This is a genomic window from Stakelama marina, from assembly GCF_018122655.1.
Taxonomy (GTDB): domain Bacteria; phylum Pseudomonadota; class Alphaproteobacteria; order Sphingomonadales; family Sphingomonadaceae; genus Sphingomonas; species Sphingomonas marina.
The window spans coordinates 143,842-158,730 of the sequence record NZ_JAGRQC010000003.1 but is presented as its reverse complement, the minus strand read 5'-3'; the positions used below and the strand labels follow the sequence as shown (position 1 = coordinate 158,730).

13 protein-coding genes are annotated in these 14,889 nt (G+C 66.0%); 1 reads left to right on the top strand and 12 read right to left on the bottom strand.

The window, feature by feature from the left end:
- Positions 1–13: 13 nt before the first annotated feature.
- The 6 genes from J7S20_RS10500 to J7S20_RS10475 all read right to left on the bottom strand — a co-directional run bounded on the left by J7S20_RS10500 (position 14) and on the right by J7S20_RS10475 (position 5,239).
- Positions 14–1,204: a murein hydrolase activator EnvC family protein gene (locus J7S20_RS10500; RefSeq protein WP_284054186.1), complete on the bottom strand. Its 1,191-nt coding sequence runs from the start codon at positions 1,202–1,204 to the stop codon at positions 14–16.
- A 4-nt stretch (positions 1,205–1,208) separates the two neighbouring features.
- Entirely contained in the window at positions 1,209–1,631 is a 423-nt protein-coding gene (locus J7S20_RS10495) for a 23S rRNA (pseudouridine(1915)-N(3))-methyltransferase RlmH (protein WP_284054185.1), read from the bottom strand.
- A gap of 16 nt (positions 1,632–1,647) precedes the next feature.
- On the bottom strand, positions 1,648–2,031 hold the full coding sequence (gene rsfS / locus J7S20_RS10490; RefSeq protein ID WP_488578131.1) for a ribosome silencing factor: 384 nt from the start codon (positions 2,029–2,031) through the stop codon (positions 1,648–1,650).
- A gap of 8 nt (positions 2,032–2,039) precedes the next feature.
- The gene (locus J7S20_RS10485; RefSeq protein ID WP_284054184.1) at positions 2,040–2,669 is read right to left on the bottom strand and encodes a nicotinate-nucleotide adenylyltransferase; all 630 of its coding nucleotides are present in this window, start codon (positions 2,667–2,669) and stop codon (positions 2,040–2,042) included.
- A 40-nt stretch (positions 2,670–2,709) separates the two neighbouring features.
- The gene (locus J7S20_RS10480) at positions 2,710–3,744 is read right to left on the bottom strand and encodes an aldo/keto reductase (RefSeq protein ID WP_284054183.1); all 1,035 of its coding nucleotides are present in this window, start codon (positions 3,742–3,744) and stop codon (positions 2,710–2,712) included.
- Between the two features lie 211 nt (positions 3,745–3,955).
- A complete protein-coding gene (locus J7S20_RS10475) occupies positions 3,956–5,239 on the bottom strand; it encodes a glutamate-5-semialdehyde dehydrogenase (RefSeq protein WP_284054182.1) in 1,284 nt (427 codons plus the stop codon).
- A gap of 75 nt (positions 5,240–5,314) precedes the next feature.
- On the opposite strand from J7S20_RS10475, the gene J7S20_RS10470 reads away from it, so the two are divergent.
- Entirely contained in the window at positions 5,315–6,373 is a 1,059-nt protein-coding gene (locus J7S20_RS10470) for a DUF3667 domain-containing protein (protein ID WP_284054181.1), read from the top strand.
- Positions 6,374–6,414: 41 nt separating this feature from the next.
- Here J7S20_RS10470 and J7S20_RS10465 read toward each other — a convergent pair whose 3' ends face one another.
- The 6 genes from J7S20_RS10465 to ptsP all read right to left on the bottom strand — a co-directional run bounded on the left by J7S20_RS10465 (position 6,415) and on the right by ptsP (position 14,871).
- On the bottom strand, positions 6,415–7,335 hold the full coding sequence (locus tag J7S20_RS10465; protein ID WP_284054180.1) for an alpha/beta hydrolase: 921 nt from the start codon (positions 7,333–7,335) through the stop codon (positions 6,415–6,417).
- Positions 7,336–7,607: 272 nt separating this feature from the next.
- A complete protein-coding gene (ftsH, locus tag J7S20_RS10460; RefSeq protein WP_284054179.1) occupies positions 7,608–9,575 on the bottom strand; it encodes an ATP-dependent zinc metalloprotease FtsH in 1,968 nt (655 codons plus the stop codon).
- Between the two features lie 68 nt (positions 9,576–9,643).
- Positions 9,644–10,564: a tRNA lysidine(34) synthetase TilS gene (tilS, locus tag J7S20_RS10455; RefSeq protein WP_284054178.1), complete on the bottom strand. Its 921-nt coding sequence runs from the start codon at positions 10,562–10,564 to the stop codon at positions 9,644–9,646.
- A gap of 64 nt (positions 10,565–10,628) precedes the next feature.
- Positions 10,629–11,603, bottom strand: a complete 975-nt coding sequence (locus tag J7S20_RS10450; RefSeq protein WP_284054177.1) for a hypothetical protein — start codon at positions 11,601–11,603, stop codon at positions 10,629–10,631.
- A 63-nt stretch (positions 11,604–11,666) separates the two neighbouring features.
- Complete coding sequence (locus tag J7S20_RS10445) at positions 11,667–12,485, bottom strand: helix-turn-helix domain-containing protein (RefSeq protein WP_284054176.1); 819 nt, start codon at positions 12,483–12,485, stop codon at positions 11,667–11,669.
- Between the two features lie 109 nt (positions 12,486–12,594).
- A complete protein-coding gene (ptsP, locus tag J7S20_RS10440; RefSeq protein ID WP_284054576.1) occupies positions 12,595–14,871 on the bottom strand; it encodes a phosphoenolpyruvate--protein phosphotransferase in 2,277 nt (758 codons plus the stop codon).
- Between the last annotated feature and the right edge of the window lie 18 nt (positions 14,872–14,889).

The window sequence follows — 14,889 nt, the reverse complement described above, 5'->3', positions numbered from 1 at the left end:
TGACGCGGGCATTTCAGCCGAGCAGCCCGGTAAGGTCGACCGGCTCGCCCTTGCGGCGCAGCTCGACGGTGACGCGCGGTTCGTCGCCCTGCGGTGCGCGGCCGATCGGCTTGCCCTGCGCCACGCGGTCGCCGCGCGACACCGAAAGCCCGCCCAGTCCGGTGACGAGCGTCGTCCAGCCCTTGCCGTGATCGATCAGGACGATATCGCCGTAATTGCCGAATTTCCGCGCGACGAGCACGCGCCCCGCCGCCGGCGCGACGACGCGCGCCCCCGGCCATGCGGCAAGCGTCAGCCCGCGCGAGCGAACGCCGCTGTCCGAAACCTCGCCCAGCCCGGTTTCGACCTGACCGACAACGGGAAGAATATAGGGTGAAGCGCCCGCCTTATCCTGTTTGTGGGGCGAATCGTCGTCGCCGTCGTCGGTGGGGCGCGGCAGCGGCCCCGGCAGCGCGGCAAGCTGTTCGCGCGTCGCGGCGGCAGCGTTGATGACGTCCATCCTGTCGACGATGTCGCGCGCACGCTCGCCCAGCGCGATCGCGCGGTCCGATTCGACCATCGCGCTGCGGTTGAGGTCGCGCGCATTGAGACGGTGCCTCGCCTCCATCTTCGCCAGCGCCATGCGTTCGTCCTCGAGCCGCTGGCGACTGTCGCTGAGGCTCTTGACCGCGAGTTGCGCCTGCGACCGCAGTGCCTGGACGCGGTCGATCTCTGCGCGCAGGTCGGCGGTCCTCGCGCGCACGACGGGCATCATCGTGCCGAGCATCGCGCGAACATGGACGATGTCGCGCGTCGATCCGGGCTGAGCGATGCTCAGCACCGCAGGCCGCCGCGCGAGCGACTGTAACGCCGCTACCAGCCGGGCGATCGGCTCCTGCCGCTCGCCGAGCCGGCTGCGCTGATTGGCGAGGCGCCTGCGCGTGATCGCGACCCGGGCCTGCGCCGCTTCGATATCCGAACGCGCGGCGTCGATCCGCGCCGAAACCGCGGCCTTTTCGGCGCGTGCGCGGGCGGCGGCGTCGCGCTCCTTCTTCGCTGCGGCTTCGAGTTGCGACGATCGCCTGCGCGCGGCCGCAGCGTCTTCGCGCGCGTTCTGCAGTCGTTCGCGCTGCGTATCGAGCGCGGTCTGCGCGGGTAGAATCGTGGCTGCGCCAATGCCCAGCGCCGCCGCAACAGACAGGATGGCCGCTCGTCCCCGCCGCATCGGTTCAGCCTTCGCGGTGATAGGGGTGGTTGGCAAGGATGCTCGCCGCGCGCCAGAGCTGCTCGGCAAGCATCGCGCGCGCCATCATGTGCGGCCAGGTCAGCTTGCCGAACGACAGCAGCAGATCGGCCTCGGCGCGGTCGCTGTCGTCGAAACCATCGGCGGCGCCGATCATGAACCGCGCCTCGCGCACGCCGTCTTCGCGCCAGTGCCCGACCAGCGCCGCGAAATCGGTCGAGGGCATATCCTTGCCCTTTTCATCGAGGAGGACGAGGCGGCTATTGGCCTCGCGCGCGGGAATCTTGCCGCCCTGATCCGGCAACTCGGTGACTTTGGTCGGCCAGGTCACGCGCTTCAGATAGCGCGCGACCAGATCGGCCTCCGGGCTGCGCCCGATACGCCCGCGCGCGACGATATGGATCAGCACGGGCGCAAGGGACGGATCAGGCGTGTTCGGGCGATGCGTCGCCGAACGCCCACATCCGTTCCAGATTGTAGAAGCTGCGCACTTCCGGCCGGAACAGGTGGACGATCACGTCGCCGGCATCGATCAACACCCAGTCGGCGGTGTTCAGCCCCTCGATCTTGGGGCTGTGGCCGAACTGATCCTTGATCTTCTGCGCAAGCTTGGTCGCCATCGACGCGACCTGACGCGAAGAACGGCCCGATGCGACGACCATATAGTCGGCGATGCTGCTCTTTCCCGCGAGCGGGATCGACACGGCCTCGACCGCCTGATCGTCGTCGAGCGACTTCATGACGAGCGCATGCAACGCCGAGACCTCTTCGGGGTCTGGCGTCCGGACTGCATTGGGCGAAGTTGCCAAGGTGACTCCTAGGGTTGCAACGAATGCGTGCTCTGCGATTGGGACGGCGGAAACCGCCGGTGCCAGGCCGGATCGGCGGCGCGGATGCGGGTCGCCGAAGTAGGATCAGGGGAAAAACGCAACAGCACGAGTGCCGGCAATCTCCACTTCGTCCAGTTCTTCGCCTGGCCTGCGGGCCGCACGAAGCGCCGCAGCCAGCCCATGGCAGGACTTGCCCGGGCAGCTGCATCATACCCCGGACGCGCGACGACCGCAATCGGAACCGTGCGCGCGATTCTCCGCCAGTCGCGCCAGCGGTGGAACTGGCCGAGATTGTCGGCCCCCATCAGCCAGATGAAATCGTGATTGGGATAGTGGCGGACCAGCTTTTTCAGCGTGTCGGCGGTGTAGCGGGTGCCGAGCGTGCGTTCGATATCGCTCGGGCGGATGCGGGCGCGGCGCGATGCCGCGCGCGCCGACGCCATCCGCGCTGCAAACGGCGCCATGTCGCCGCTGTCTTCCTTCAGCGGGTTGCCCGGCGACACCAGCCACCACACCTCGTCGAGCCCGAGCGCGTCCAGGGCATCGAGCGAAATCGCCCGGTGCCCCGAATGCGCCGGATTGAACGAGCCGCCGAGCAGACCGATACGCCGTTTCATGGCCCCGCGATGGCAGGCTTCGCGCCGCCCGGCAAGCGCATCAGCGCGTCGCGCTGCCGGGGTCCATGCCCTCGCGATATTCCCCCTGCCGCGCGATCATCCAGCCGGGATATTCCTTGGGCAGCTCGCTCACCGCGTCGAGTTTCGCCAGCTCGTCCTCGCTCAGCGTCAGTTCGACCGCACCGAGATTGTCCTGCAACTGGTCGAGCCGCTTTGCGCCGACGATCACGCTGGTGACGTGCGGCCGCGACAGCAGCCAGCCGAGCGCGACCTGCGCGACCGAGACATTGTGCGCCTCGGCAATCGGCTCCATCGCGTCGAGCACCTTGTCGGCGCGGTTCATGTCGACCGGAGGAAAATCGAAATTCGCACGCCGCCCCTCGGCGCCTTCCTTGCGATATTTGCCCGACAGCAGACCGCCCGCGAGCGGGCTCCACACCATCAGGCCCAGCTTTTCGCTGTTCATCATCGGTACGATCTCGCGCTCCAGGTCGCGCCCGGCGATGGTGTAATAGGATTGAACCGTCTCGAACCGCGCCAGCCGATCCTTCGCCGAAATGCCGAGCGCCTTGGCGATCTGCCACGCCGCCCAGTTCGACACGCCGATATAGCGGACATGGCCCTGCCGCACACAGTCGTCGAGCGCACCCAGCGTCTCCTCGATCGGCGTCATCGGGTCCCAGCCATGGATCTGATAGAGGTCGATATGATCGGTGCCGAGGCGGGTCAGGCTGGCCTTGACCTGATCCATGATGTGCCCGCGCGACGCACCGCGGTCGTTGACGCCCTCGCCCATCGGACCGAGCACCTTGGTCGCCAGCACGACATCCTCGCGCTTGATGCCGAGGTCCTTCAGCGCCTGCCCGGTGATCTTTTCCGACAGTCCCTGCGAATAGACGTTCGCAGTGTCGATGAAATTGATACCGCCGTCGATCGCCGCCTTGACGAGATCGTTGGCTTCGTCCTGCTGGACCTGGCCGACCTGCTTGAAAAAGCCCTCGCCGCCGAAGGTCATCGTGCCGAGGCACAGTTCGGAAACGAACAGGCCGGTATTGCCGAGGCGATTGTAGCGCATGGAAGAACTCCGTTGATCGGTGGGCGCGGGCGCGCGAACGGCGCTCGCAGGGCATGTCGGCGGGGCGGTCACGGCGCTGCGCGGTCCGAAGGCCCGTGGCCGGGATCGGAGTGGAGCGCGAGGCGATCGGAAATGTCGACGGCCGGGAGATGGTGGTCCCCCGGCCGTCCGGCAATGGTTGCTATTGTTGGAAAATTTCGATCAGCGCGCGTCAGGGACGCGTCTGACCGGTGCCGAGCACCACCCATTTATACGTCGTCAGCCCTTCGAGCGCGACCGGGCCGCGCGCGTGCAGCCGACCGGTCGAAATGCCGATTTCGGCGCCCAGCCCGAATTCGCCGCCATCGGCGAACTGGCTCGACGCGTTCCACATCACGATGGCCGAATCTACGCCGTTCAGGAATTTCTGCGCGGTCGCCTCGTCACCGGTGACGATGGCGTCGGTATGGCCCGACGAATGTTCGGCGATATGCGCCATCGCGCCGTCGACGCCATCGACGAACTTCACCGCGACGATCGGCTCCAGATATTCGGTGTCCCAGTCCTCGTCATTGGCGGCGACGACGTTGGCGCCGGCCTTCTGCGCTTCGGCGTCGCCGCGTACTTCGCAGCCCGCTTCGGCGAGCGCGGCGATGATCGGCTTGGGATCGGCGAATGCGCGGTCGATCAGCAGCGTTTCCATCGCGCCGCAGATGCCGGTGCGGCGCATCTTGGCGTTGACCGCGATCTCGCGCGCCATATCGGGGTCGGCAGCCTTGTCGATATAGGTGTGGTTGATGCCGTCGAGATGCGCGAGCACCGCGACCTTGGCCTCGTCCTGCACGCGCGCGACCAGGCTCTTGCCGCCGCGCGGCACGATCAGGTCGATGAGCCCCGCCGCGGTCAGCATCGCACCCACGGCGGCGCGGTCGGTGGTGGGGACAAGCTGCACGGCATCGCCCGGCACGCCGCCTGCTTCCAGCCCGCGCGCGAGTGCCTTATGCACCGCGCGGTTCGATTCGATCGCTTCCGATCCGCCGCGCAGGATCGCGGCATTGCCCGACATCACGCACAGCGCGCCGGCATCGGCGGTGACGTTGGGGCGGCTCTCATAGATGATGCCGATCACGCCGATCGGCACGCGCACACGGCGCAGCTTCATGCCGTTGGGGCGCTCGCTCTCGGAAATGATCGAACCGACGGGATCGTTGAGGTTAGCCACGGCTTCGACGCCAGCGGCCATTCCTTCGATCCGGTCGTCGTCGAGCTTCAACCGGTCGAGCATCGCGCCCGACAGGCCCTTTTCCTCGGCGCGCTTCATGTCCTCGGCATTGGCGGCCTTGATATCCGCGGCAGAGGTACGGATTTCGGTGGCGGCCTTTTTCAGCGCAGCGGCCTTTTCCGCACTCGACATCGCGGCGAGCGTGCGCGCGACGCTGCGGGCGCGCTTGCCCATGTCGGTGACCAGCGCCTTGGGGTCCTGGTTCTCTGTGATCGGGGTGACGGTGGCGTTCATCAAATCCTCCGGGCTTTTCTTCTCGTCTGACGTGCGCGCTGGCGGCGCGCGGAAACTGTGCTACGACTTCGCCCCATGACAGGGGGTCTGGAAGCAGCGGGCGACATCGCCACCGGCGCGCTGATCGGGCGCGCGATCGAACCGTCACGGGGCGAACATGCCGGCGACGGCGATGGCGGTCTATGCCTAAACTGCGGAACCGCGCTTGTGGGTCCACATTGTCATCGCTGCGGGCAGGATGCCCATGTTCATCGGTCGATCGGGGCGATCGGCCATGAACTCCTACATGGGGTGCTTCATTTCGAGGGCAAGCTCTGGCGCACGCTTCCAATGCTCGCCTGGCACCCCGGCGTCCTGACGCGCCGCTATATCGCGGGGGAGCGCGCACGCTTCGTCACACCGATGGCGCTGTTCCTGTTCTCGATCTTCACGATGTTCGCGGTGTTCTCGATCATCGGCCTGTCGCCGCCGGCAGAAGTCGGCAATGTCGTCCAGGTCCGCGACGGCATGGAGCAGGTCACCAAGCGCACCGAAAAGGCACGCGCCGACCTTGTCGAACAGCGCAACGCGCTGAATCCCGGCGACCCCGAACGCACCCGGATCGACGCGCGCATCGCAAAGATCGACGGTGATCTCGAAAGCCTGAAGCATGTCCCGTCGGTCATCGACCTGAAAGAGGGCGAGGCGAATATAAATAGCGGCTGGGACCGGCTCGATCACGGCATCGAGAAATGGCGCAAGAACCCGGGGCTGATGCTCTACAAGCTGCAATCGAGCGGCTATAAATTCTCGTGGTTGCTCATCCCGATATCGCTGCCCTTCATGTGGTCGCTGTTCTTCTGGAAGCGCGGCATCCACATGTACGACCATGCGGTCTTCGTGACCTATTCGATCGCGTTCATGTCGCTCCTGTTCATCGCGCTGACCATCGCCGGCGCATTCGGCGTCGGCATGACCGCGCTGTCGATCGTCGGTGTCACCATCCCGCTCTGGCATATCCACCGCCAGCTGAAGGAAGCGTACAGGCTAAGCCGGTTCTCCGCGCTGTGGCGCGAGCTGATGCTGCTATTCTACATGATCCTCATCGGCACGATCTTCTTTGTCGCGCTGCTGATGCTGGGGATGCTGGGCTAGAATCCGGCGTTCTCTGGCCATGTCGGCCTGCTTATGCGGCCTCACAACATGCCGATATCGTGCAGCCACTGCTTGACCTCTGCCGGCCATTCGGTGGTGACGGGATCCTTGGTCGGGCGCATGCCGAACGCGTGGCCGCCCCTGGCGTATAGGCGCATATCGACCGGTACGCCGGCATCGTTCAGCGCCAGCGCATAGGCCATCGCGTGACGAACATTGTCGGTGGGGTCGTTCATCGCCTGTATGATGAGCGTCGGCGGAGCGTTCGCGCTGATCTGCGCCCACGGCGCTAGTTCCAGGTTGTTCCTGCCCTTGTCCGGGTCCCACAGCCGGGCGGTATAGGCCATGATCGCAAAGTCGGGCCGCGGTGACTGACGGTCGGCGGCATCGGCGACCGGATAGGTTCGCTGGGTCGTATTGCTCATGTTCGCGACGAGATATGCGCCCGCGGAAAAGCCGATCACGCCGATCTTGTCCGGGTCTATGCCGTAGGTCGAAGCGCGTTGCCGCAACAATCCCATGGCGCGCTGGGCATCTTCCAGTCCCAGCAGCACTTTCGGCCGTTTGGCCCGACCATTTTCCTTCGGCCAGACCTGCGGCGTCCGGTATTTCAGGACGACACAGGTGATGCCGAGCCGCGTCACCCAGTCGCAGATCTCGGTGCCTTCCAGGTCCATCGCGACCGCGTAGAATCCACCGCCCGGCAGGACCATCATCGCGGCGCCCGTATTCGGGCCCTCGGGGCGGTAGATCGTCATCGTTGGCCGGGTAATGTAACTCGCCCAATGCCATTTGCGGCCCCCGACAAGCGGTGATCCATTGCCGGTTGCTTCGGGATGATCGCCGGTATCGGGTTTCTTGAGCGCGACATTTGCGGGCCAAAGCGGAATCTGCGTCGCGCCTGCGGGCGGCTGCCAGACCCCCGGATGCTCTATCTTCGGAACCTCTTTCCTTGGCGGCAAAGTGTCGGATTGTCGGCTTTGGCCATGCGCCGCGCCAGTGCTTCCTGCGGCTATGATAAGCAGAGCAAGCAAGCCGAACCGCGCCATGATCGTCTCCCGAGTTGAAATCCTTGCTTACACGAATCTCGTGGAGCGCAAGCGCCGGAATGCACGGGCGGACAGGCTCGCGCGCAGCCGCCCGGCAGTTTTCGGTTCCGCCCGGAGAAACGATACAAAAAAAACCTCCCGCAGCGAACCGCGGGAGGGTCTGTGTTCTTGTCCTTTGTACCGGCTCAGGCGCCTTGCGGGCTCGGATTGCCGAAGGGGCCGCGCGGGCGTTTGGTCTTGGGGATCGAGGTGCCACCGACCGGCACCTGCTTCACATCGGCGTCGACCGTGTCGCGGCCGATATCCTCGCCGGCGATCAGGCGCTTGATCTCGTCGCCCGAGAGCGTCTCGTAATCGAGCATCGCACCCGCGAGCAGGTGGAGCTGATCGATATGTTCGGTCAGCACTTCCTTCGCGCGCTGATAGCCATCCTCGACGATGCGGCGGATTTCGCTGTCGATCGCCTTGGCGGTCTCGTCCGACATCGAGCTGTTCTGCTGGCGCGAATAGCCGAGGAACACCTCTTCCTCGCCCTCCGAATACATCAGCGGGCCCATCTTGTCTGACATGCCCCAGCGCGTGACCATGTCGCGCGCCAGCTTGGTGGCATATTGGATGTCGCCGCTCGCGCCGCTTGACACCTTGTCATAGCCGAAGATGATTTCCTCGGCGATGCGCCCGCCCATCGAAACCGCCAGGTTCGCGTACATCTTGTCGCGGTGATACGAATAGCTGTCGCGTTCGGGAAGCCGCATGACCATGCCCAGCGCGCGACCGCGCGGGATGATCGTCGCCTTGTGGATCGGGTCCGACGCCGGCTCGTGCAGCGCGACGATCGCGTGCCCCGCCTCGTGATAGGCGGTCATCCGCTTTTCGTCGTCGGTCATCACCATGGATTTCCGTTCGGAACCCATCATGACCTTGTCCTTGGCCTCTTCGAACTCGCTCATCGCGACAAGGCGCTTCGAACGCCGCGCGGCGATCAGCGCCGCCTCGTTGACGAGATTGGCGAGGTCGGCGCCCGAAAAGCCCGGCGTGCCGCGCGCGATGACCCGCGCATCGACATCGGGTGCCAGCGGCACCTTCTTCATATGGACCTGGAGGATCTTGACCCGGCCCTCGATATCGGGACGCGGCACCGTCACCTGACGGTCGAAACGGCCCGGACGCAGCAGCGCGGGGTCGAGCACATCGGGGCGGTTGGTCGCCGCGACGATGATGATGCCTTCATTGGCCTCGAACCCGTCCATTTCGACGAGAAGCTGGTTGAGCGTCTGTTCGCGTTCGTCATTGCCGTTGCCGAGCCCCGCGCCGCGGTGGCGGCCGACGGCGTCGATCTCGTCGATAAAGACGATGCACGGCGCGGCCTTCTTCGCCTGTTCGAACATGTCGCGGACACGGCTGGCGCCGACGCCGACGAACATCTCGACGAAATCGGAACCCGAAATGGTGAAGAACGGCACGCCCGCCTCGCCGGCGATCGCGCGCGCGAGCAGCGTCTTACCCGTACCCGGCGAACCGACGAGCAGCGCGCCCTTCGGAATCTTGCCGCCCAACTTGGCGAATTTGGTCGGGTCCTTCAGGAACTCGACGATCTCCTGCAATTCCTCGCGCGCCTCGTCGATGCCGGCGACGTCCTCGAACGTGACCTTGCCTTCCTTCTGCGTCAGCATCCGCGCCTTGGACTTGCCAAAGCCCATCGCGCCCGACCCCGAATTTTTCTGCATCTGTCGGACCACGAAGAAGGCGATACCGAGGAACAGCAGGAAGGGCAGCGACTGGACGAGCAGATACTGCCACAGCGAACCCTGTTCGGGCGGCTGCGCGGTGATCGTGACTCCCGAATTGCGAAGCGTCTGGATCAGCTGCGGGTCCTGCGGCGCATTGGCGCTGAACTTCTTGCCGTCGCTCAGCACGCCCGAAACCGCGTCCTTTCCGACATTCACGCTCTTCACATCGCCAGCCTCGACCTTGTCGAGGAAGCTCGAATAGGAAATCTGCGAATCGACCGGCTGCGTCGAGCGTCCGTCGAGCAGCGTGACGAACAGGGCAAGCGCGACGAGAATGCCGACCCAGATCAGCAGGCTCTTCATCCAGGGATTGCCGCCGCCGCCGTTTTCGGGGCCGCCCGGCTGCTTGTCGTTATCGTTCATGCGTGTAGATACCTTTCCTCTCCTACTAGATAGGAGATCACAGGTTAATGGCAACGGAACAACGCCGATCAGTGTGATCGACGCGGTGGGGCCTTGGCAAAGGTCCAGCGGCCGCCAGACGGCGTCACCAGCACCCCGGCCTGCGTTGCCGGCTTGTGGTTTTCGAGCGCATCGAGCAGCGCCTCGACATTGCTGGCCGCCGAAAATGCGGGCGACTCGATGCCCCAGTCGGCGCGCGTCTGTTCGATTCCCTTGCGCGCGATGATCCGGCGGACGCCGCGCGGCAATCCGGAAACATCGCATCCGGCTTCGTCGTGAGCGCGTTCGCGCCAGACCCAGTCCGCGACCGCCAGCAAGTCGGCCTCCGCCTCGGCCAGATATTCGGCCGACCTTGCCACCGCGCCCGCATCGAACCACGGCGCACCCGCCAGCCATGTACGCAGCCTCGCCCGGTCGAAGCGCGGATCGGCATTGCTCGGATCATCGACGAAGGGAAGCTGTGCGGCCTGCGCCGCCGACCGCAATTCACTGCGCCGCCAGCGGAGCAGCGGGCGGATGATGCGCACGCGCCCCGGCTCGGCATGGACGCCGCGCACCCCCGCCAGCCCCGACAGGCCCGCCGCTCGGCCCGCGCGCATCAGAAAGGTTTCGGCCTGGTCGTCGGCATGGTGCGCGGTTGCGACCGCCACCGCACCGTGCTCCGCCGCCCAGCTTTCGAGCAGCCGATAGCGTTCGGCGCGCGCCCAGGCGTGGAGATTGTCGCCCCCGGGCCCGCCTGCCACAGACAGCGTCGCGTGCTCGATGCCGCGTTCGGCGCAGGCGGACGCGACCATCGCGGCCTCGCTGGCCGATTCGCGCCTCAGCCCGTGATCGACCGTGGCGGCAATTACCGATCCCGGAAACGCCGCGGCGCCAAGCGCGAGCATCGCCATGCTGTCGGGCCCGCCCGACACTGCGAGCGCAAGCGGCGCCCCGGGTGCCGGAGACATTTCCGTCAGCCGCGCGCAGTCCTCGCCGAATCGTTCGACTTGCGCCCGATCCGGCGCGCGCCGATCATTTGCAGTTGGCGGTGTCACGGCCCTCGGCGATCCCCGCCTTCATCGAAGCCGAGATCTTGTTTCCATAGACATCGGTCAGCTCGTCATAGACCTGGCAGGCGTCCGACGGCTTCTTGAGCTGGATCAGCGCCTTGGCGAGATAGAACAGGCTGTCGGGCGCGCGTTCGCCATTGGGCATCTTCTTGTAATTGTCGTAAAAGGCGATCGAGGCGAGCGACGGCTTGCCTTCGTCGAGATAGGCGCGGCCGAGCAGGTTCTGCGCAAAGCTCGCCCGGCGGCTGTCGGGATATTTGGCGACCACCGATTTCAGTTGCTTTTCCGCTTCGGGATACAGTTTCGCATCCCACAGGCGATAGCCGTAGATATAGGCATCCTCCGCAGGATCGCCGGTGTCGGGCCGTTCGACCGCAGCGACGCGTTGCGCGCGCGCGTTGCTCGCCGTGGGATGCGCGGTCGCAGCCTTGTCGCCCTGTTCGCCGTCGGGCGCCTTCAATACGCCGTTGCCGTGCACGCCGGGCGGCGGCGTATAGTCGTCATCGCCTGCGGCCGTGCCGCCGCCAGCAGCAGTGCCGCCGCCAGCGGCTGGACCGCCGCCCTGCAACGCAGCCAGCTTCGCATCGGTCGCCTTCTTGTACGCGTTGAACGCGTCCTCGAGCTGGCGCACCTTGTACTGCGACTGTTCGACCTGGCCCGTCAGCGTGGAAATCTGCGATTCGAGCGCGGTCACGCGCGATTCGAGATTGACGAGCGGGCCCGCCGCGGGGGAGCCGGGCTGCGTCTGGGGTTGCTGTTGCGGCGTGATCTGCGGCTGGAAATATTTGCCCGCGCCGTCGGGAAAGACCTTGCGCTGCACGGCGCGCATTTCCTGTTCCAGCCGGTCGACGCGGCGGTCGATCGTGGTCTGGGCCTGCGCGGCGCCTGCGGCGGCCAGACCGGTCGCGATCAGCGCGGCGCCAATAAGAAAACGCATTGTCACATCCCTTGGTGGAGTTGAACCTGTCGGCGGCATGGCACCAATCGCCTGTCGCCAGCCTTAAGTACCTGTCGTGGCGGAAGTCTGGGTATCGCTGCTGCCACGCGCGCGAAGCGCGTCGGCGCTGACCCCGACATCCTTGATCGCGCGTTCGGGCGGGCCGAGCGGCGCGACTTCGGAGCCGTTGATCGTGACCTTCAGTTCGCCCGGACGACCGACATTGATCATCGGCTGGTTGGCGTCCTGCGGCACATTGTAGCTCTCGCCCTGTTGCAGCGTCTTCATCACCAGCGTCTTGTTGTCGGCGTCATAGACGCGGATCCACACCGGCCCGGTCGCGGTCAGCGTCACCTGCCCGCCGGTCTGCGGCGTCGGAGTGGGGGCAGGGGCCGTCGGCTGCTGTTGCTGCTGCGGCGTCTGCGTCTGCGCGACTTGCGCCGGCGGCTCGGCCTCGTCGCCGCGGAACCAGTCGGTGCCGTACCAGATGCCAGCACCGATCAGCACGAGCACCGCGATGATCGCGCTGATCATGGCAATCCCGCCCGAAGGCACGCGGTCGGGGTCGCTGACGTCATAGGGTATGTGCGGCGCTTCGCGCTCATAGCCCGTGTCGAGTTCGGCGCGCAGGTCGCGGCCCACCGCCGCCTCGTCGAGGCCGACGACGCGGGCATGCGCCTTGGCGAACCCCATCGCATAGGTGGTCGAGGGCAGGCGCGAATAATCCGATTCCTCGATTGCTTCGAGGTGGCGCCGCGGGATGCGCGTCCGCGACGCGATATCGTCGATATCGAGACCCTGTTTGACGCGGGCGTCGCGCAACCGCTCGCCGACGGATTTGGGAAACAGGTCGTCGCCGTTTTCGGCTTCGGATTCGCCCATCAAACTCTCCAGCGGGGAGGGTTGCGACCGGTAAGAGATCCCCGCTCCCCTTGGATGTCCAACAGCAGCGACGCGCTGTCAACGCCGCAGCCGCGGATTTGCGCCGCGATCAGGCGAGTTCGACGCCGTTTTCGATCGCCCAGCGCTTGAGCGGCTCGCGCAGACTGCGCTGCGGTGCGGCAAGCATGTCGGCAACCGCCTCCATCACCTTGCCCCGGTCGAGCGAGCGAATCATCGCCTTGACGGGGCCGACCGCGGCGGGCGTGATCGACAGACGTTCGATTCCAATTCCGATCAGCGCCATCGCGTCGAGCGGACGGCCGCCCATTTCGCCGCATACGGCGACGGGTACGTCGGCGGCGCGCGCCTGATCGGCGACGCGGCGCAGGAAGCGCAGAATCGACGGGCTCAGCCAGTCATAGCGCATCGCAAGCTTGGGGTGCGCGCGGTCGGCGGCGAACAGGAACTGGGTCAGATCGTTGGTGCCGATCGACAGGAATTGCAGCTTGGGCAGCAGCATGTCGAGCGTCTCGGCAAGCGCCGGAACCTCGAGCATCGCGCCGTAGCGGATCTCGGTCGGCAGCTTGCGCCCGCGCGAGTGAATCCATTCGCGCTGCTGTTCGAATATCGCGCGCGCCTCGTCGAACTCCCAGGGTTCGGAAACCATCGGGAACATGACGTTCAGCGTGCGCCCCGCCGCCGCCTCGATCAAGGCGCGCGCCTGCGCCTTCATCAGCGCGTCGCGTTCCAGCCCCAGCCGCAGCGCGCGCCAGCCCATCGCGGGATTTTCTTCTTCGTCATCGGCGTCGTGATCGAGATAGGGCAGCGTCTTGTCGCCGCCGACATCGACGGTGCGAAAGGTAACGGGCCGGTCGCCCGCGGCATCGAGCACGTCGCGGTACAGCCGTTGCTGGCGCTCGCGCTGCGGCAGCGTCGCCGATACGAGGAACTGGAACTCGGTGCGGAACAGGCCGATGCCGTCGGCACCGGTCACGTCGAGCGCGGCGACATCGTCGCGCAGACCGGCATTGACCATCACCGTGACGCGGTGCCCGTCCCTGGTGACCGGCGGCTCGGATTTCAGCTTGGCGAACTTGGCGCGCCGTTCCTGCGTCAGCAGCAGCTTCGCCTCGAACGATTCCTCCATCGCCTCGTTCGGGCGGATGATGACCGATTCCTCTGCGGCATCGAGCAGCAGCATGTCGCCTTCCGCGATCAGCCGGCGGACATCGCGCACCCGGCCGATCATCGGCAGGCCCATCGCGCGCGCCACGATGGTGACATGCGCGGTCAGCGATCCTTCCTCCAGGATCACGCCCTTCAGCCGCCGGCGGTCATATTCCAGCAGCTCGGCAGGACCCAGATTGCGCGCGATCAGGATCGAATCCTGTCGCAGCCCCAGTTGCGCCGCGGTGCCGAGCTGGCCCGACACGATCCGGATCAGCCGGTTGGACAGGTCTTCCAGATCGTGCATCCGGTCGCGCAGCAGCGGATCGTCGATCTCGCGCATGCGCATCCGGGTGCGTTGCTGGACGCGTTCGATCGCCGCCTCGGCGGTCAGGCCGCTGTCGATCGCCTCGTTGATGCGCCGTGCCCAGCCCTCGTCATAGGCGAACATCTTGTAGGTTTCGAGGACCTCTTCATGCTCGCCGCCGACGCCGAATTCGGCCTGGCTCGACATGCGCTCGATGCCGTCGCGCATCTTGTCGAACGCGGCATAGACGCGGTGACGCTCGGACTCGGTGTCCTCCGCGACGGTATGTTCGATATGGATGCGCGGCTGGTGATAGACGGCGATGCCCGCGGCCATGCCATCGACCAGTTTGAAACCCGACACCTGTTCGGTCGCGGTCGATTGCGGGCGGGTCGACGGATCGCTCGTCGAATCGACCAGCCCGGCATTGGCGATGAGTTCGCTCAGCACCATGGCGACGGTCTGCAGCGCCTCGATCTCGACATCCTCGTACCGGCGCGGGTCGGCATGCTGCACCGCCAGCACGCCGACCGCGCGTTCGCGCCGGATGATGGGAACGCCGGCAAAGCTGTGGAACCGGTCCTCGCCCGTTTCGGGGCGATAGGCGAAGTCGGGATGCGCCGCGGCTTCGGCCAGGTTCAGCGTCTCGACATTGGCGGCGATGGTGCCGACCAGACCTTCGCCCGGTGCCAGCTTGGTAACGTGGACCGCCTCCTGGTCGAGGCCGCGCGTCGCGAACAGTTCGAGCAGCCCCTCGCGCAGCAGATAGATCGAGCAGACCTCGCTATCGAGTGCTTCGCCGATGATGTTGACGACCGCGTTCAGCTTCGATTGCGCCCGGTCGCGCGATGCCATCACGTCGTGAAGACGTGTCAGGATTTCGCGGGCGGATGCGGCGGCCGAAAGGGGCATGGTCACTCGCTATCAGAT